The sequence below is a fragment of the Flavobacterium branchiophilum NBRC 15030 = ATCC 35035 genome (assembly GCF_002217205.1).
In the GTDB taxonomy this organism is placed as follows: Bacteria; Bacteroidota; Bacteroidia; order Flavobacteriales; family Flavobacteriaceae; genus Flavobacterium; species Flavobacterium branchiophilum.
In genome coordinates this window covers 37,879-56,891 of sequence record NZ_MUGT01000004.1, presented here as the reverse complement: position 1 = coordinate 56,891, position 19,013 = coordinate 37,879, and the positions used below count along the sequence as shown (strand labels likewise).

Annotated in this window: 20 protein-coding genes; 12 read left to right on the top strand and 8 right to left on the bottom strand. The window is 34.9% G+C overall.

Annotated features, from left to right (window positions below; all coding sequences use genetic code 11):
* Positions 1-66: 66 nt before the first annotated feature.
* From hemW to pdxA, 7 genes are all read right to left on the bottom strand, one after another.
* Positions 67-1,206 (bottom strand): radical SAM family heme chaperone HemW, encoded by a 1,140-nt coding sequence (hemW, locus tag B0A58_RS00600; protein WP_089079432.1) that lies wholly within the window; start codon positions 1,204-1,206, stop codon positions 67-69.
* A 72-nt stretch (positions 1,207-1,278) separates the two neighbouring features.
* Positions 1,279-2,625, bottom strand: a complete 1,347-nt coding sequence (gene accC, locus B0A58_RS00595; protein WP_014082903.1) for an acetyl-CoA carboxylase biotin carboxylase subunit — start codon at positions 2,623-2,625, stop codon at positions 1,279-1,281.
* A 91-nt stretch (positions 2,626-2,716) separates the two neighbouring features.
* Positions 2,717-3,202 carry an acetyl-CoA carboxylase biotin carboxyl carrier protein gene (accB, locus tag B0A58_RS00590; RefSeq protein ID WP_089079431.1) on the bottom strand — a complete coding sequence of 162 codons (486 nt, stop codon included), beginning with the start codon at positions 3,200-3,202 and terminating at the stop codon, positions 2,717-2,719.
* Positions 3,203-3,227: 25 nt separating this feature from the next.
* Entirely contained in the window at positions 3,228-4,226 is a 999-nt protein-coding gene (locus B0A58_RS00585) for a beta-ketoacyl-ACP synthase III (RefSeq protein WP_089079430.1), read from the bottom strand.
* 423 nt (positions 4,227-4,649) lie between these two features.
* Positions 4,650-4,847, bottom strand: coding sequence for a 50S ribosomal protein L32 (rpmF, locus tag B0A58_RS00580; RefSeq protein WP_014082900.1), 198 nt, complete (start codon positions 4,845-4,847; stop codon positions 4,650-4,652).
* Positions 4,848-4,856: 9 nt separating this feature from the next.
* Positions 4,857-5,399 (bottom strand): YceD family protein, encoded by a 543-nt coding sequence (locus B0A58_RS00575; RefSeq protein WP_014082899.1) that lies wholly within the window; start codon positions 5,397-5,399, stop codon positions 4,857-4,859.
* Positions 5,400-5,479: 80 nt separating this feature from the next.
* Positions 5,480-6,541 carry a 4-hydroxythreonine-4-phosphate dehydrogenase PdxA gene (gene pdxA, locus B0A58_RS00570; protein WP_014082898.1) on the bottom strand — a complete coding sequence of 354 codons (1,062 nt, stop codon included), beginning with the start codon at positions 6,539-6,541 and terminating at the stop codon, positions 5,480-5,482.
* Positions 6,542-6,729: 188 nt separating this feature from the next.
* On the opposite strand from pdxA, the gene B0A58_RS00565 reads away from it, so the two are divergent.
* The 11 genes from B0A58_RS00565 to B0A58_RS00505 all read left to right on the top strand — a co-directional run bounded on the left by B0A58_RS00565 (position 6,730) and on the right by B0A58_RS00505 (position 17,339).
* On the top strand, positions 6,730-7,326 hold the full coding sequence (locus tag B0A58_RS00565) for a riboflavin synthase (protein WP_014082897.1): 597 nt from the start codon (positions 6,730-6,732) through the stop codon (positions 7,324-7,326).
* Between the two features lie 27 nt (positions 7,327-7,353).
* Entirely contained in the window at positions 7,354-8,457 is a 1,104-nt protein-coding gene (locus B0A58_RS00560; protein ID WP_089079429.1) for an AraC family transcriptional regulator, read from the top strand.
* Between the two features lie 291 nt (positions 8,458-8,748).
* Positions 8,749-9,351 carry a hypothetical protein gene (locus B0A58_RS00550; RefSeq protein WP_089079427.1) on the top strand — a complete coding sequence of 201 codons (603 nt, stop codon included), beginning with the start codon at positions 8,749-8,751 and terminating at the stop codon, positions 9,349-9,351.
* Positions 9,352-9,382: 31 nt separating this feature from the next.
* On the top strand, positions 9,383-9,865 hold the full coding sequence (locus B0A58_RS00545; RefSeq protein WP_089079426.1) for a hypothetical protein: 483 nt from the start codon (positions 9,383-9,385) through the stop codon (positions 9,863-9,865).
* A gap of 84 nt (positions 9,866-9,949) precedes the next feature.
* A complete protein-coding gene (locus B0A58_RS00540; protein ID WP_089079425.1) occupies positions 9,950-10,357 on the top strand; it encodes a hypothetical protein in 408 nt (135 codons plus the stop codon).
* A gap of 158 nt (positions 10,358-10,515) precedes the next feature.
* Entirely contained in the window at positions 10,516-11,121 is a 606-nt protein-coding gene (locus tag B0A58_RS00535; protein WP_014082891.1) for a cytochrome c family protein, read from the top strand.
* A gap of 87 nt (positions 11,122-11,208) precedes the next feature.
* Positions 11,209-11,616: a hypothetical protein gene (locus B0A58_RS00530; RefSeq protein WP_089079424.1), complete on the top strand. Its 408-nt coding sequence runs from the start codon at positions 11,209-11,211 to the stop codon at positions 11,614-11,616.
* Between the two features lie 156 nt (positions 11,617-11,772).
* A complete protein-coding gene (locus tag B0A58_RS00525; RefSeq protein ID WP_089079423.1) occupies positions 11,773-12,384 on the top strand; it encodes a hypothetical protein in 612 nt (203 codons plus the stop codon).
* An 88-nt stretch (positions 12,385-12,472) separates the two neighbouring features.
* Positions 12,473-15,820 (top strand): T9SS type A sorting domain-containing protein, encoded by a 3,348-nt coding sequence (locus tag B0A58_RS00520; RefSeq protein ID WP_089079422.1) that lies wholly within the window; start codon positions 12,473-12,475, stop codon positions 15,818-15,820.
* Between the two features lie 52 nt (positions 15,821-15,872).
* Positions 15,873-16,508: an outer membrane beta-barrel protein gene (locus tag B0A58_RS00515; RefSeq protein WP_089079421.1), complete on the top strand. Its 636-nt coding sequence runs from the start codon at positions 15,873-15,875 to the stop codon at positions 16,506-16,508.
* Positions 16,509-16,865: 357 nt separating this feature from the next.
* Entirely contained in the window at positions 16,866-17,339 is a 474-nt protein-coding gene (locus tag B0A58_RS00505; RefSeq protein WP_014082888.1) for a hypothetical protein, read from the top strand.
* Positions 17,340-17,639: 300 nt separating this feature from the next.
* Here the strand turns inward: B0A58_RS00505 and B0A58_RS00495 are convergent, their stop codons facing one another.
* A complete protein-coding gene (locus B0A58_RS00495) occupies positions 17,640-18,242 on the bottom strand; it encodes a DUF4254 domain-containing protein (RefSeq protein ID WP_014082887.1) in 603 nt (200 codons plus the stop codon).
* Positions 18,243-18,328: 86 nt separating this feature from the next.
* Here B0A58_RS00495 and upp point away from each other — a divergent pair, with 86 nt between their 5' ends.
* The gene (gene upp, locus B0A58_RS00490; protein WP_089079418.1) at positions 18,329-18,976 is read left to right on the top strand and encodes a uracil phosphoribosyltransferase; all 648 of its coding nucleotides are present in this window, start codon (positions 18,329-18,331) and stop codon (positions 18,974-18,976) included.
* The last annotated feature ends 37 nt before the right edge of the window (positions 18,977-19,013 follow it).

The window sequence follows — 19,013 nt, the reverse complement described above, 5'->3', positions numbered from 1 at the left end:
TTGCATAGCTGGGCTACGGAACTATTTTTTTGGATAATTTTAGCAAAAAAGAACAAGTAGATTGGACTATTTTATATGTATATTTGGTATAAACAAATCACTAGCAATTCCATCGCACAAAAATTGCCCTTTGTGGGTTGTTTTCAATACGTTATTTTCAATAACAAGTACATCATTTTGTATAAACTTGGAAGCTTGTTTTTGCAAATAAAGTACCATTTGCAACCCAAATCGGCGTTCGACTTCCAAAAAATCAACACCCCAAATAGTTCGCAATCCTGTCATCACATACTCGTTATATAAATCGTTCTGGGTTAGTATTTCCATTTCAGATGGCAGTTTGTTTTGTTCTAACGATTTGATATACAAATTATTATTAGACACATTCCAGGATCTAGATGTACCATCAAAACTATGAGCCGAAGGACCAAAACCCAAATATTTTTTACCCAACCAATAGGCCGAATTGTTTTGTGAAAAATAATTTGGCTTGCTAAAATTCGATAATTCGTAATGGATAAATCCGTTTTGGGTGAGTTCCTGAACCAAAATTTGAAAATGTTCAGAAGCCAACTCGTCGTTCAGAGGTGGTAAAACTGCTTTTTGTATCAAATGATGAAGCATTGTTTTGGGCTCTACGGTAAGGGCATAACTTGAAATATGTGGAATGCCTAAATGTATTGCCGTTTGAATGTTGTGCAACCATTTTTGGGCCGACATGTTTGGAATCCCATAAATCAGGTCGATAGAAATGTTATCAAAATATTGCGTAGCCAATTGCAAACCCTTCAGGGCTTCGGAGGCAGAATGTGCCCTATTCATCATGGTCAAATCATCGTCAAAAAAAGATTGCACCCCAATACTCAAACGATTGATGCCCAAATGCAAATATTGTTTTAATTTTTCGGCTGTCAAATCGTCGGGGTTGGCCTCAAGTGTAATTTCTGGTTGAGGCACCACTTCATACTGTTTTTTGATTTGATCTAAAATATATTCCAATTCCTTAATGGTAAGCAAACTTGGGGTACCACCTCCAAAATAAATCGTTGATACAGCTGTATTTTGAAATTCATTTTTTCGTAATTCGAGTTCTCTACCTAAAGCAGTTACCCAATTGGATTGATGCTTGAGAACTGTCGAAAAATGAAAATCACAATAATGACAAGCCTGTTTACAAAAAGGAATATGCAAGTAAATACCACTCATGTTGAAGGATAAAAAAATAGCGGCTCCATTTTCATTTTGCCGCTTTTTTGTTTGTATTGATGTCTATTAAAATTATTCAGGATCATTCATTTTAAATGATTCCATAAATGCCGTGGTATAATTACCCGCAACATATTGTTCGTTTTCCATCAACTGACGGTGAAAGGGTATGGTTGTTTTTACGCCTTCAATTACAAATTCGTCCAATGCTCGTTTCATTTTTGCAATAGCCTCTTCGCGAGTTTGAGCTGTAGTAATAAGCTTTGCAATCATGGAATCGTAGTTAGGCGGAATAGAATAGCCCGCATATACATGAGTATCCAAACGCACACCATGACCGCCTGGCGAGTGCAAAACTGTAATTTTGCCTGGCGAAGGTCTGAAATCGTTATAAGGATCTTCGGCATTGATACGACATTCGATAGAATGTAGTATTGGAAAATAATTTTTTCCTGAAATAGGAATACCAGCAGCCACCATAATTTGTTCTCTAATCAGGTCATAGTCAATAACTTGTTCGGTAATTGGATGTTCAACCTGAATACGAGTGTTCATTTCCATAAAATAGAAATTTCGGTGTTTATCTACTAAAAACTCAACTGTTCCAGCACCTTCATATTTGATATATTCTGCAGCTTTTACAGCAGCTTCTCCCATTTTGTTTCGGAGTTCGTCTGTCATAAAAGGCGAAGGAGTTTCCTCGGTAAGTTTTTGATGGCGGCGTTGCACAGAACAATCTCTTTCAGACAAATGACAGGCCTTTCCATAAGCATCACCCACAATTTGTATTTCGATATGTCGAGGTTCTTCAATCAATTTTTCAAGATACATGCCATCGTTGCCAAAGGCTGCTGCCGATTCTTGTCGGGCTCCTTCCCAGGCTTTGAGTAAATCTTCTTGTTTCCAAACGGCTCTCATTCCTTTACCACCACCACCCGCAGTAGCTTTTAGCATGACTGGGTAGCCAAACTCGGAGGCCAATTGTTCGGCTTGTTCATACGATTCTAAAATCCCAACAGAACCTGGTACACAAGGCACACCTGCTTCTATCATGGTGGCTTTTGCAGAGGCTTTATCGCCCATTCTGTCTATCATTTCTGGAGATGCACCAATAAATTTGATACCATGTTCTTGACAAATTTTTGAGAACTTGGCATTTTCAGAAAGAAAACCATATCCAGGATGGATGGCATCGGCATTAGTTATTTCGGCAGCTGCAATGATATTTGACATTTTTAAATAAGACAAATTGCTGGGCGGAGGCCCAATGCAAACTGCCTCGTCTGCAAATTTTACGTGCAAACTTTCAGCATCGGCAGTAGAATATACTGCAACGGTTTTGATACCCATTTCTCTACAAGTTCTAATTACTCGCAAAGCAATTTCGCCTCTATTGGCTATCAGTATTTTTTTAAACATAGTTTTTAAATTATGAGTTATGAGCAATTAAGATATAAGTTATAAATGGTTTGAAACAATTCATAATTTATTATTCATAATTTATAATTACTTATGATGGATCTACTAAAAACAATGGTTGATCAAATTCTACAGGCGACATATCGTCCACCAATATTTTTACTATTTTACCAGAAATTTCAGATTCGATTTCGTTAAAAAGCTTCATGGCTTCAATTACACAAAGCACGTCCCCTTTGGCAATAGTTGCCCCAACTTCTGTAAATACAGGTTTGTCTGGAGCTGGTTTGCGGTAAAAAGTTCCAATCATTGGCGATTTGACAGTTACATATTTGTTGCTTTCTGGAGCTACAGGAGCAACAGTTTCTGGAGCTACTGCTGGTGCCGCAATTTGTTGAGGAACGGTGGCCTGAATCACATTTTGGGCAGGCATTTGTTGCACATAAGTTACATCTGAACTGTTGTTTTCTAACGTGGTTCTGATGGTAATTTTCACATCGCCTGTTTCTAATTTTACTTCTGCAACGCCCGAGTTTGCTACAAATTTTATCAGGTTTTGAATTTCTTTAATATCCATAATCAAATTGGTTTAAGTTTATAGTTTATTGTTTTGTGTAGGCCCATTTCAAATAAATAGAACCCCATGTAAATCCGCCACCAAAGGCAGCAAAAATAATATTATCTCCTTTTTTTAATAAATGTTCAAAATCGTTTAATAGCAGTGGCAAAGTGGCCGAAGTTGTGTTGCCATAGCGTTGGATGTTCATCAAAACCTTGTCGTCTTCTAGGTTGATTCTGCTTGAGGTAGCATCGATGATTCGTTTGTTGGCTTGATGGGCTACTAACCAATTGATGTCTTCATTTGTTAGTTGATTGCGTTGCATGATTTTTTCACTCACGTCTGCCATGCCCGAAACGGCATATTTGTACACTGTTTTTCCGTCCTGAAAAACGTAATGTTGTTTATTGGCAACCGTTTCCTCACTTGGTGGGAGAATTGATCCGCCAGCCTCTATTTTTAGAAATTCTCTACCTATACCGTCGCTTTTCAAAATTTCGTCTTGAAGTCCAAGTCCATCAATATTGGGTTCAAACAAAACAGCACCAGCACCGTCTCCAAAAATAATACATGTAGCACGATCAGTATAATCGATAATAGACGACATTTTGTCGGCACCAATTAGCAATACTTTTTTGTATTTGCCAGATTGGATATATGCAGAAGCCGTGGACATTCCAAATAAAAATCCAGAACAAGCGGCTTGCATATCAAACGCAAAAGCATTTGTTGCTCCAATTTGACTGGCTACATACACTGCAGTAGCAGCAACTGGCAAATCGGGAGTGGCAGTAGCCACTATTACTACATCAATTTCTAGGGGGTCTATTTGCCCTTTGGTTAGTAAATCTTGGGCTGCTTTGATGGCCAAATAGGAGGTTCCTTGTCCTTCTTCTTTTAGCAATCGTCTTTCTTTGATACCTGTTCGGCTGGTAATCCATTCGTCGTTGGTATCTACTAGTGTTTCTAATACGGCATTAGATAACACATAATCAGGAACATATCCTCCAACGGCAGTAATGGCGGCAGTAATTTTATTCATATTTGTAAAATTATATTTATCTTAATAAGCTTATACTTTCGGTTTGTATGTTACTAGGCATTTTGGTTAAACAAAAAGCCTTCTTTTTAAACCGTTTGTATATTGTAATTATTTTTAAATAGTTTTGATGCATTACGTTATTTTTTAATAACAAAACATTACACTTCATGTCCATTTGATATTTAAAAAAGAAAGAAAAAAAATAATTCTGTTTCGTTTTTAAATAAAAAAACATGCCTCAAGCTCTAAACAATGCTAAATGTAACTACTCCTTTATAATTTCCTAATATTTAGAAAAGCGGTGTAAATTACAAAAAATAATTGACACCCAACCGAAATAAAAATTATTTTTGTCGGCAAACTTTAAGTCCATAAAAAAAACTCTCACATCGTGAGAGTTTGATTAACTTATACTATAAATTATTACGCAAGCGCAACAGAAGATTTATCAATAACTACTTGACCTCTGTAATACATTTTGCCTTCGTGCCAGTAGGCTCTGTGATACAAATGCGCTTCGCCAGTTACTGGGCAGGTAGCAATTTGAGCAACAGTTGCTTTATAATGAGTTCTTCTTTTGTCTCTTCTTGTTTTGGAAATCTTTCTCTTTGGATGTGCCATTTTACTATATTATTTATCCGTTAATAGTTGTTTTAATTTGTCCCATCGTGGGTCAATATTATCTTGTTCTTCAATCTCTTGTTTCAATTCTTCAACTTGCAGTGTTTTCCATTTGTTTAAGGCTTCAGATTCTAGTGAGCCATCAATGACGCCTGGATGTATGCGTTTTAGGGGTACCGACAATACTATCATTTCATAAATATATTGAGCAATGTCTATTTGATGTTCTGCATAAGGCAATACCAACAATTCTTCATTGTCGTTATTAAACGCTTCACCAAACTGTACTACCAATCTAATTTTACCTTTTATTGGCAATTCAAACGACTCGCTTGTAATATCGCAAGGAACTGTTACCGTGCCTTTGTGTTTGAAATGCAATTCGAGCATCGTACTTTTTTTTTCTAAAACTACTGCTACTTTGATGTTGGCATTTTCATATTCGTCAAAATCAAAGTTATCAAAGAACGCTTTATTTATTTGATATTCAAACTGATGTTTTCCTAACTTCAATCCTATAAAAGGGATTAAAAATTCTTTTAATTGTTTCATGATACATCATTTTGCCCTAATACTTTGGGAGTGCAAAGATATAAAAATTTTAGATAATCAAAACTCTAAGCCCTTTTTTTTTATCTATTATTTCGTTCTTCTGGTTTTTCTTTGATTTTCATAGGGTTTTGGCTGATTTCGTGGTACAGATTTCTGGCCTGAAACACATCTAATGCCAAATACACGGCTTCTCTGAAAGAGTTAAAATCGGCAATGCCTTTGCCCGCAATTTCATAGGCCGTGCCGTGGTCTGGCGAGGTACGAATTTTATGAAGCCCAGCCGTAAAATTGACTCCTTTGCCAAACGCTAATGTTTTGAAAGGTATCAATCCTTGGTCGTGATAAACAGCCACAACGGCATCATATTTTTCGTATTGATTAGAACCAAAAAAACCATCGGCTGCATAAGGGCCAAAAGCCATAATCCCTTGGTCAAATAATTTTTTTAAAGTGGGTCTGATAATGTTGTCGTCTTCTGTTCCTATTACACCGCCATCGCCTGCATGTGGATTGATTCCTAACACTGCTATTTTAGGTTTTATTATACTAAAATCTTGAATCAAACATTGGTTGATGGTTTTAATTTTTTCGATAATCAATTCTGGTGTCAAATGTTTTGACACCTCGCTTACAGGAATATGGTCTGTTAGCAAACCTACCCGTAGCTGGTCCTGAACCATAAGCATCAGGGCATTGCCTTCTAACTCTTGGTTCAAATAATCCGTGTGGCCTGGAAACTGAAAATCTTCCGATTGGATGTTGTATTTGTTGATTGGTGCTGTTACTAGCACATCTATGGCTCCATTTTGCAAGGCTTGTGTTGCGGCTACAAACGACTTTATGGCATATTTGCCAACCGTTTCGTCATTTGTTCCAAAGTTCAAATTGACACCTTCTTTCCAAACATTGAGTACATTTATTTTTCCTAAAACAATTTGATCCAAATGATCGATGCCTTGAATCATGCTGTTGCTGCCAATTATTTTTTTGACAAATGAAATTATTTTGACATTTGCAAAAATAACAGGAGTACACATTTCTAACATGCGATTGTCTTCAAATGTTTTTAAAACCACTTCGCTTCCAATACCGTTTAAATCTCCGATAGAAATTCCAACAATAATATTTTCTGCATTTTTCATGAACTTATTTTTTTATAGATTTGAATGATTGTTATGTTATGGCAACTTTTTTTGAGTCTCAATAAGCTACTTTTTGGGGCTTTTGTTTGATTCTGATTTCAAAAACCATTTGTTTATTGTACTTTTGATGTGGACTTCAAATTTTAATTGCTACTTTTGGGGGCAAATTTAAGAAAAATAAAACAATTATGTTTACAGGAATTATAGAAACCATTGGTAAAATTGCAGATATTGTAACGGAAGGTGATAATTGTCATTTTTGGATGCAATCAACAATAACCTCAGAATTGAAAATTGATCAAAGTGTGGCCCATAACGGAGTATGTTTGACGGTAGTTGAAATTATAAACAATACCTACAAAGTTACTGCTATAAAAGAAACTTTACTTAAAACTTCATTGTCTGAATGGTGTATTGGCGACGAAATAAACCTAGAACGAGCCATGAAATTGGGTGATCGATTAGACGGGCATTTGGTTCAGGGACATGTCGATCAAACGGGCAAGTGTGTGAGCATTACGTCGAGTAACGGAAGTTGGTATTTTTCGTTTGAATATGACCAGGCCTTGCACAACATAACCATCGAAAAAGGGTCTATTACCGTAAACGGTGTAAGTTTGACGGTGGTAGGTTCAAAACCAAATGGTTTTAGTGTGGCCATCATCCCCTATACGTATGAACACACCAATTTCAAACATTTTACAATTGGCACAACCATCAATTTAGAGTTTGACGTGATAGGTAAATATGTGGCCCGTTTGTATGGTGTACAAGGGTCTAAATAGCATTTGCATTTTTTTTGAATTAGGATAATGATAGCAGAAATATTTAAAATAGCCCTATTTATTGGGGTGTTTATTGGGGTGTGCTTTATCATTTACACCAATTTTTCGCCACATCGAAAAGATAAATCTATTATTTATCTGAACTTTTTTGTGCTTTTTTTTACGATCAACAACCTACAAATTACGCTGGCAGATTACCATTATATTTCGCTTAATTTTTTTGAACGAAAAATGCTATTGCCTTTTTACGTATTGATTATTCCTTCTTTTTACACATTTGTAGTACATTACATCAAAATTGAAAAGCAAATTCAATCTTTTGTGGGTATCTCGTTAATGTTGTTTGCCGCAGAAATTGCCCTACGATTGGTATTGTATCCTTTTTATCATCATGAAAACAACAATTTTATTGTAGCTCAATATGCACAAATAGAGGAAATTATCAACGTTGGGTACACCCTTTTTCTATATATCAAACTGATTTATATTTTTTTGCCACAATCCAAAATACCCGAAAACATTGCCAGTTATGACAACATGCAGTGGCTCAAAAAATTTTTTGGGTTTGGCTTGGTGATTTTGGTTTTATGGATTGTGGCCATCATTTTCAATCTCCGAAATGTGATAAGTCCCAATATACCAATATATTACCCATTGCGGTTGTCGTCTGTATGGATTATTTTTTGGGTGGCTTATCACGGTTTTTTTAAATACAATTTGCTAACCGAACGGATAGAATTACGAAAAATAATTCAAATCAAAATTCCAAGTAGTGTGCCTCCAAAACCGGCATTGGACCTCCAATTTACTGAAATCGAACAGCATATCAAAGCACATCACGGCTATTTGAGTCCCAAATTTACGCTGGTACAATTGTCCGAATCAATGAATATGAGCGACAGAAAAATATCTAAAATTTTAAAGAATAATTTAAAAAATAATTTTACAGATTACATCAATGAATTGAGGGTACAAAAAGCCATCGAGATATTGAAAGACAAACAATACGAAGATTATACCATAGCGGCTATTGGACTAGAATGTGGATTCAATTCCAAATCTAGTTTTTATAGGGCTTTTCTTAAATACACTCAAAGTACTCCCACCGACTATCGGAACAAAAACTGTTAAACTTTGTCCCAAATTCTGTAAATGTGTCCCAAATTCCGTAAAAATGCAGAATTTGGGACACTTTATTTTAAGCGAACGCTACTTTTGTTGCCAAGAATCAGTGCATCATAACTATTTTGAAAATGACTCATAACAACAAAGCCGTATTTAAAAAAAAATAAAACTCAAACAAAAATAACAGCACAAACAACCACAGGAATTATAAAAAGTAAAAAAATGGATTCCTCCTAAAAAAATGATGATTACCAAAATGATTTATTTCAATTCAAATTAATTTTAATTCTAAAAAAAATGAAAAAACTATTTTTAGCTATTACAGCAATGATGCTGCTTGGGTGCAGCAAAGACGAACCTGTTATAGAAGACCCTTTAGCAAAACTACCACCCGAAACCCAAACAGGTGCCAATACCTTTGGCTGCATTATCAACGGACAAGTTTTTTACCCCCGTGATTGCTCAAGTTCTACTTTAAATCCTGGACAGAAAGGGGTGATATTTTGGGGAGACCCAAGTGGGAATAGAGAATTTAATGAAATTCAAATTACTAATTGTGTAACGGGTATTCCAGCCAGTAGTATGATGATTCATTTACAAGGTTTGCACCAACAGCAACTTGGAGATTATATCTGGCAGGAATCTAATTTTCAGTCAAGTATTAATGGTTTGATGCAAAATTATGTATATGCCCGTATTTATGACAGTGCAACAAATTCTTATAAATACTATAGTTCGTATCAAAATTCTGGCAAAGTTACAATTACAAAGTATGATAACATTATATCAGGCAATTTTAGTGGAAAGTTACGATTGTATAATGGTACAGATGAGATTGATATTAAAAGTGGGCGATTTGATATTAACTCTTCTACAATATCAAGTACCAGTTTTCCTTAAACAATAAAATTCACAATTAAATAAGTAAAACATGAAAATCAAATTAAAAATCATCTTGGTATTATTATTTATTACCAATACAATGCTCTCCCAGCAAGGCATATCACTTTTTAATCAAAAAAATGGTAATTTAGAATTTATAAAGGAACATCACCGAATTAAAATTAAAACCACCAATGGAAAGAATATTGCAGGACAATTTACAATTATTGATTCTACAACAATAAAAATAAAAGACCAGATAATAAATTTAGACCAAATTGTAAAAATCAGAAAAGCATCAGGCGTTTCAACATTTATGGAAACGGTTTTGATAACACTTGGTTGTGGCATACTTGCACCTTCATTATATAACATACCTTTTGCTAAAAAAAGTGACGATCTTGGTTTAGCTGCATATATTGGTTTACCAACAGGGTCACTTTTATTTATTCTTCCATTAACCTCACAAAATAAACACAAAAAAATAAAATGGACCTACAAAATCATAACCAATAGCAAACCAAATAATTAAACAAGAAGAGGCGACTGACATCGCCTCTCAATTAAAAAAACAAAAAATAATTCACTAATTCATTAATTTAATCCATTCAAAACAATGAAAAAGTTTTTTATTACAGTAGTGCTATTTTTCGCAGTAGGCAAAATCACAGCCCAAAACGGTTCAACAATTACCGCAATCGAAGAGCATCCCAATTGGCCCGTGATGCTTTCTAACCTCAACCAATCTCAAATCACAGCTGGTTTTTTGTATAACAAAACTGCAATGTTTTCTAATTTGTATGATTTTAATAGAGGCAATTACAACCTCTCTCATGCAGACCACGCAATTGGTAACAAACTATTTTCGATTTTTGGAACAAAAACTGTTAAACTTTGTCCCAAATTCTGTAAATGTGTCCCAAATTCCGTAAAAATGCAGAATTTGGGACACTTTATTTTAAGCGAACGCTACTTTTGTTGCCAAAAAACAGTGCATCAAAACTATTTTGAAAATGACTCATAACAACAAAGCCGTATTTAAAAAAAAATAAAACTCAAACAAAAATGACAGCCCAAACAACCACAGGAATTATAAAAAGTAAAAAAATGGATTCCTCCTAAAAAAATGATGATTACCAAAATGATTTATTTCAATTCAAATTAATTTTAATTCTAAAAAAAATGAAAAAACAAATTTTAACTCTTGTAGCAACATTGTTGCTATTCAGTTGCTCAAAAGACTCCGCACCCGAAACCCCAGCCGACACCCTACCTCCTGCCACAACAACAGGAGCAAATACTGCTGGGTGTTATATCAATGGTAAACTTTTAATTCCTAAAAATGGAAGTCAAGCTATTGGAGGGTCGCCACTTTATGGTTTAAAATTAAATGCGGGCGGAAATTTTCACCCACCGACTATTGGAGGCGATTATTGGCAATTAGAAATTGCCAATAAAAAAGATATTAATGGTGCCGGTATTATTTTATGGATAAAAAACATGTCGACTGGCAATGGTGGTTATATTGTTGGACAATCAAATGGCGAATTATATTCGTATGGTCCAAATAATAATCAAATTATTGCAGGTATATCAGAAAATGGGATAAATAAAACTTACTGGTCCGCAGCCAATGCTGGAACAATAGTAATTTCTCGATTTGATTATCCAAATGGTAATTATTCTGGCACATTTAACTGCACTTTGTATAACAAAGACAATCCATCAGAAACAATACAAGTTACGGATGGTAGATTTGATATAAATCTAGCCACACTAAATCATTAAAATAAAGAGGCGATTGCCGTCGCCTCTCAATTACAATTAAACAATAAAAATTTACAAAAAAATTAATAATTTAATCTTTACAAAAGTATGAAAAAAATTTTCATTACAGTATTGCTGTTTTTTGCAATAGGCAAAACCACAGCCCAAAACGGCTCAACAATTACCGCAATCGAAGAGCATCCCAATTGGCCCGTGATGCTTTCTAACCTCAACCAATCACAAATTACAGCTGGTTTTTTGTATAACAAAACCGCAATGTTTTCTAATTTGTATGATTTTAATAGAGGCAATTACAACCTCTCTCATGCAGACCACGCAATTGGGAACAAACTATTTTCGATTTTTGGAACAAAAACTGTTAAACTTTGTCCCAAATTCTGTAAATGTGTCCCAAATTCCGTAAAAATGCAGAATTTGGGACACTTTATTTTAAGCGAACGCTACTTTTGTTGCCAAGAATCAGTGCATCACAACTATTTTGAAAATGACTCATAACAACAAAGCCGTATTTTAAAAAATTAAACTCAAACAAAAATGACAACCCAAACAACCACAGGAATTATAAAAAGTAAAAAAATGGATTCTTCCTAAAAAAATGATAATTACCAAAATGATTTATCTCTATTCAAATTAATTTTAATTCTAAAAAAAATGAAAAAACAAATTTTAACTCTTGTAGCAACATTGTTACTTGTAGGCTGCTCCAAAGACGATGTTCAAACTGAAGCATCAAAACTACCACCCGAAACCCAGATGGGAGCCAACACCTTTGGTGTTACCATAAACGGCAAGGTGTACATCCCAAGAGATCCAACTGGTACGCTTACTGGCCCTTCTGGGCATGGTTTAGTTTATACTGGAAGTAGCACACTACCATGGAGTGAAATTGTTGTTAAAGATGGCAAAAGTGCTGTCGGATTTCAAATGACAATTCATTTCAAAGAACTTTTAGTAAATGCAATTGGTATTTACCCTTTATTTAATAGCAATTTTCATGACGGCATTGATAGTGCTTTAATTGATCATATTTATTTTAAGATATGGGATGCTAATATATCAAACTATGCTTATTACGGTTCAATTGTAAATCAAGGAGAAATAAAGATAACCCGATTTAATGGTAGTTTAACTGGAAATTGGATTTTATCTGGAAATTTCAAAGGTAAGTTTGTTCGCTATGACAATCCTAATGATTTTATAACAATTACCGACGGAAGGTTTGACTTAAACTTGAACACACTCCCAAATGCAACATTTCCTTAAATAAAAAAGGGTACTACGCCAAATAGTACCCAATAATTAAACAATAAAAATTCACTAAAAAATTCACTAATTTAATCTTTACAAAACTATGAAAAAAATTTTCATTACAGTATTGCTGTTTTTTGCAGTAGGCAAAATCACAGCCCAAAACGGTTCAACAATTACCGCAATCGAAGAGCATCCCAATTGGCCCGTGATGCTCGCCAATTTACCAACTGCCCAGATCTCGTCGGGCATATTATTAGACAAAGTTGTAGATTTTTCTAATCTTACCAACTATAACACGACTGAAAATAATATTTCCAACAACAAACATTTTGTTCAAGCCTTATCCGAATTGCACCAAGCATCAAACCAATCCTTGTTTATAAATTCTGATGCTTTAAAACTCCGAATCGCTGGAACTACTATTCCGAATGCAGTTGATATTGGCATTATCAACACTTCGTTTCATCGACTCAATATCAATGAAGATAATGTTGCACTATCGGGGATAACAGTAACCAACAATCAATTCGTTGCTGTTGCAGGAAAAACTTCGTTTATTGCTAAAAAAATCTTGGTCGCTTCTCCTTTAAAAAATGTTGTTTCGGGCAGCAGCATCAGTTTCAATTTTAACGATTATTTTACTTTTAACAACGCTACTACTGCCATTAAAAATTTAAGTGTAAAATTTGAAGATTCCGCAACCAATACCGCAGTTGCAATTATCAGTAATGGTAGTTATTTGATCAACTCAAAAAATGTGGTCTATCCTAATTCTGGTCTTAAAACTTTAACTTTTATTGCCACATTTACTGACAATTCTGTTATTACCACCTATGCAACCCTTTATGTAAATGTAGAGGCTGCCAATTATAGCAGAACAACGGCTACTTTGTGTACCGAAACCCTTCGGGACAAAGGTATCTTTCCATCATCTACTGCCGAAATTGCTGCAACCGAAGCTTTTGCAGGATACAATACTGGCGATTTATCATTCAAAGGACAAATTGAATATACCGTGTTTTATGCCTATGCCAATACCTCCAAAAAAATGCTAAAACCCATAATTATTGTTGATGGTTTTGACCCTGGCGACAAACGAAAAGTTCAAGATTGCGACTGCGAAAGCGACCCAAAATGTTTTAACGAGAACAAAAAAATAACTTTTAATGGTTTTGGCAGCAATCCCATGATTACTGTTGCCTTCAACCCCATAAGCCATGAATCAATTGAGGATTCGATGATTTATCAAGGCATTTTATCCAGTGGAGCACCTGGTCCAATTAATCTAATGCAAGAATTACGCACCTTGGGTTACGATGTAATCGTCATCAATCAGCCCAATTATGAGTTTGTGCATCCTACACAGCCAACCAAACAGGTTTTTGTTCCCATTCCGTTTCCAGGTCATTTTGAAACCCGCCCAAATATGGTGCAAGTAGATGGCGGTGCCGATTATATAGAACGAAATGCCAAAACACTGGTTGCATTTATTAGAAGTTATGTAAAACCCTTGCAAACCACCGCAGGAAGCACAAATGGTTTGGTTTTAATTGGTCCAAGTATGGGCGGACAAATAACCCGTTATGCACTGGCCTATATGGAAAAGAAATTTGCACAAACAGGAGATAGTAGTTGGAAACACAATGCACGACTTTGGGTAAGTGTCGATAGTCCCCATTTGGGAGCAAATATTCCAGTTGGGGCTCAAGCCAATATTTGGTTCATGGCAGACCCAATGGGAAATAAATCAGCAGTAGAAAAATACAACGATCTAAATTCAGTTGCAGGTCAGCAAATGAGTATTACCAACTTTGAATATGCCAGAACTTCACCCAATCATAATTTATTAGGCTCATCTTATTTCAATACTTATTATAATGCCTTAAATGCAAATGGTGTGGCAGGTTCAAATGGCTATCCAGTATCAAACACATCATTTAGAAAAATTGCTATGACCAATGGTTCACTAACAGGAACAAAACAAGGCTATGAAGGACAAACTTTTTTAAGAACAAAAATTTATATTCGAGGTCTTTGGCCTTTTCAAAGTTCTACCATAACATTGGCTCGTTTCCAAGATGTTTTTTGCCCAAGTTACGGCTCAACAGGAACTGTATTTAAAGGAGATGGACAAACTACAGCATTCTCATTACATTGGAATCCATTAACAGGATTAAACTGTAATCCATGTTTGCCACATCCAAGATGGACTTTGAATGTAAATAATCAAGACATTAGAGGAAGTCTTGATGTAGTACCTGGTGGCTTTTTAAAACTTGGTAAAAAATTAAGAGAATCGATAGAAGGTGGTGCAAGTGAAGCTGGATATAGAAGTTACACAGAGGAAAATGAATATGTAGAAAGTAATTCTTTTATCAGTACATTTTCTGCATTAGCACATTTACAACCCAATCAAAACTGGAGTAATCCATTAAATATCAATCTACTTTGCTCAACAAATAGACAAACTCCTTTTGATAGTTATTATGGTGAAAGTAAAAATACAGAACATACTTCTTTTACAAAAGAAAGTGCGAAGTGGTTATTGAAAGAATTAGCGGGTAATCCCCAAGCACCTTATTTTCCAATTCCCGCAAATGCTTTGTCTGGACCTTCTGCAATGTGTATAAACACAACAGCTACTTTTACGTATGACATTTGCAAAATACCAAGTCCTGTTTCAAATTGGGCTGTAACACCCGATTTACAAATTATCAGTTCTGATAATTACAGTATTACTGTCAAAGCATTATTTACAAATCCGTCTAGTAGCATCACAGCAACATTTAGCAATGGTCTTACTAACGTGAGGTCAATCATACTAGGAACGTTGCAACCTACTATAAATGGTTGTTATGATTCTGGTAGTATAGATGCTACTTGTGCTTTGAGTGGTGGTGCAAATAATAATTATTTGAGTTATAATTTGAGTGCCAATTTGGGTAATTATACACCAATCAATTCCGACTGGCAGTGGGAAAAAATATCGGGCAATTTTTTCTTTAATGGATCAAACGGTTACACTGCAACAGCTGCTACTGGCTCGCAAGCAAACCTTTATGTAACGGGAGCAAACCCAACAAACAATCCTTTGAAATTCAGATGTAGAGTAAAATCAAACAACTGTTGGAGTGCATGGAAAAATTTTAGTTGGACGGACGGTACCACGCTGCCACCCGCAGGTCCTGTGATGGTCAATTTTTATCAAATTACACCAATTCCTGTTTCAAGTACATTGGTGTTTTCTTTAAAAAATGCTAGTTTATATCCTTCAACAACAAGTCCTATAATTGCACGGATTTACAATCAATCTGGAATGCTTTTTGGGACTAAGACTATTAGTGGTAATCCAAGCATTCATGATATTTCAAACCTGCCGTCAGGATATTATATCGCTAAAATTACTTATGATAATTTTTATCAAGACATCAATTTCACAAAACAATAAACTAAAATAACGAGCCGTTTGTATAAAAACGGCTTTTTTTAAATCAGTCAAAATGCTTATAAAAAAAACACTCTTGTTATCGCTATGCATCACTGGAACTTTATCCACGGCACAAAACAAAAAAACAGTTGTCAATCCAAAGGGGCAATGGTATTTTGGTATAGAAATGGGTAGTAATACCATTTTAGGTTACAAATTAAATGAACCTAAAAATTCGTTTCAATCGGGATTCATTTCTGAATATTTTTTGAATGATAAATTCAGTATTACTGCACGATTTAAGTATATTAAAACAGGTGTTTCGTTTACAAATGGATACAAACCAGAATATGGTCATTTTGACGGAAGCGTAATTTGTATTCCTATAAATGCTCATTTTAACTTAAATTCTAATATTGATTCTAAATTTTATCCAAGTGCAAAACTTGGTTTAGCATGGAATCATGAAACAGAAAGCAATTATACATACACCAATGATTATGCAAAATCATATTTGAACATAAACTTAGGAATAGGTTTAAATTATATGATTGATAAAAAATATATCGTTTATACCGATGTTGAAGGATACTTTTTTGGGGGATACAAAGGGAGTAGCGAAACTTTTATTTTTAAAAGAAACTATTATACCCAAAATATATTAATCAATTTCGGAATAAAACGTGTTGTTTTTGGTAAAAAACAATAAAAATCTGTTTTTTGTTATTGCAATAGTGTTAAGCGAATGTGCTTTGTCCAAAAGTTTCGAGTTCCGTAGCAATGGTTATTATTATGAAGCCTATTTTAAATTGGATACCCTTTCAAATCATTGTGTGGCTAATGGGGTTTGTGGTGGCAAATGGGAAAAAATCAACAATAAATAGGTTATTGACAGCGGAAGTATCATAGACCAAAATGAACAATTAAATTTGAACAACAACAAATGATAGTAACGTTTTGATGGTTTGGCATTTTACTTCAATGGGCATCAAATACCATTTTAAACATTAAATTCACACTATAAATTAGTACAAAAAAAAAAATTACAATTTTAAAAATTAAAACCATGATGAACATTTTTTTAAAAATTATTTTAGCACTACTCTTAACAACCCATGTTGTTTTTTCGCAACAAAAAGGGGTGCTTTTGTCGAGCAAAACAGACGACGAAACTGATTTTTTTAGAGCCAATAAAAGAGTAAAAATTACCACTGCAGACGGCAAAACGTATAAAGGCCGTCTGGTAATTATAGACGACAGTACCATTGCTATTGATGGTATAAACATTCCTATAGAGTCGATTTCAAAAATCAGAAGTATGTCCTTAACCTCGGCCCTACTCTCTGGAATTTACCTAGTTGTTGGCACGGTTGTCTTTGTTACGGGTATTGCAGTTGGTGGTTATGGGCTGTTATTAGTACCGCCAGGCATTGTATTAGCAGGCATTGGAGTGTTAATACCCGCTATTGGCAACAATCATAAAAAGTATAAATGGGATTACAAAATAGTTCCCAATGAGCCACTCCCCGACTCGATTTGATTGTTTAAAGGGTGCTTTTGTATAAAAATTAATACAAAAAGTTAGATACTGATTTAATACCCAATAGAGGTATAAAATAGGCTGAATGTTATTATTACCGCATTTTGCGTTAGGGATAGCAGTGGAAATCCTTTTTTTGGGTGGGTGCGGGCTTTTTCTGCCCGTGCCCACCCAAAAAAAGATTAGAACGAATAGCCCGACCCGTAGGGGAACGCCCAAAAAAATAGTTGCTTTTGGCTTGTTGTTGTTTTTTTTTAGAAATTGGTTCTAAAACAAAACCTGAAACCAACAAGCTATTGATTATTTATTTTGATATAAAATAGGATTCAACTCTTCGTCGTTGTACATTTTCATTTGTTTATATACCTTCATAAACTTGTCGCCATGTTCAATATCTTGCAACAAATCGTCTATGGCCAACGATAAATCTGTGCGTTGTTCTAGCAGAATATTGAGTTTGGCCTGACATTTGTCTTTGTGATCTGAAGTGGCGTTTGGACGGTTTACTTCTTCTTTCATGTGGTAGATTTTTAGGGCCAAAATGGACAATCTGTCAAAAGCCCATGCGGGACTTTCGGAATTGATTTTGGCATTGTTTTTTACCGCAACATGTTGGTATTTTTTCAAGAAATAACTGTCTATATATTCCACCATATCTGTTCGTTCCTGATTTGAAGCATCTATCCTGCGTTTGAGGGTTAGTGCTGCTACGGGATCGATATTGGGGTCTCTGATGATGTCTTCAAAATGCCACTGTACGGTGTCTATCCAATTTTTGTGGTATAATAAATGTTCAAAATCATTTTTGGAATAAGGGTTTTGAATGGGTTGATCGACATTGTCAAATTGATGATAATCTGCGATGCTTTGTTCGAAGATGCTATAAGCTAATTTAGAAAACATAATTTTTGATTTGAAATACAAATATAGTTTTATACTTTTGAAATCTCAATATTTTAGTTTATTTTTTTTAATATCAATAACAAATTATGCAAATCCATCATGTATCTACATCAAATAGTATTTTGAATCATTTTTTGAATCAAATTAGGAGTGTTGACGCACAAAAAGACCGTATGCGGTTTCGGCGAAATTTGGAACGAATTGGCGAAATAATGGCTTATGAAATAAGCAAAACACTCGATTTTGACCATTGTGAGGTAACAACGCCTTTGGGCATCAAAAGTAGTTATTTGATATCCAATGAAGTAGTGCTTTGCTCTATTTTGAGAGCGGGTTTGCCTTTGCATTTGGGTTTTTTGAATTATTTTGATGAAGCGGAGAATGGTTTTGTTGCTGCTTTTAGAAAACATGTTGGAGATGGTTTTGAGATAGAAGTTGGTTATGAAGCTATTCCAGATTTGGCACACAAAACACTACTTTTATTGGATCCGATGTTGGCCACAGGGCAGTCTATTGTTGCGGTTTTAAATCAGTTAAAGCTAATGGGCACACCTGACGAGATTCATATAGCAGTGGTGATTGCTGCACCTGAAGGGATAGCCTTTCTGGAATCGGTGTTGCCAAGTCATGTTCATTTGTGGATTGCTTCTATCGACGATAAGTTGAACGACAAAAAGTACATTATTCCTGGATTGGGCGATGCGGGAGATTTGGCTTATGGCAGTAAGTTATAATGTGATGCAAATATATAAAAGTGTTGAAATGGTATTG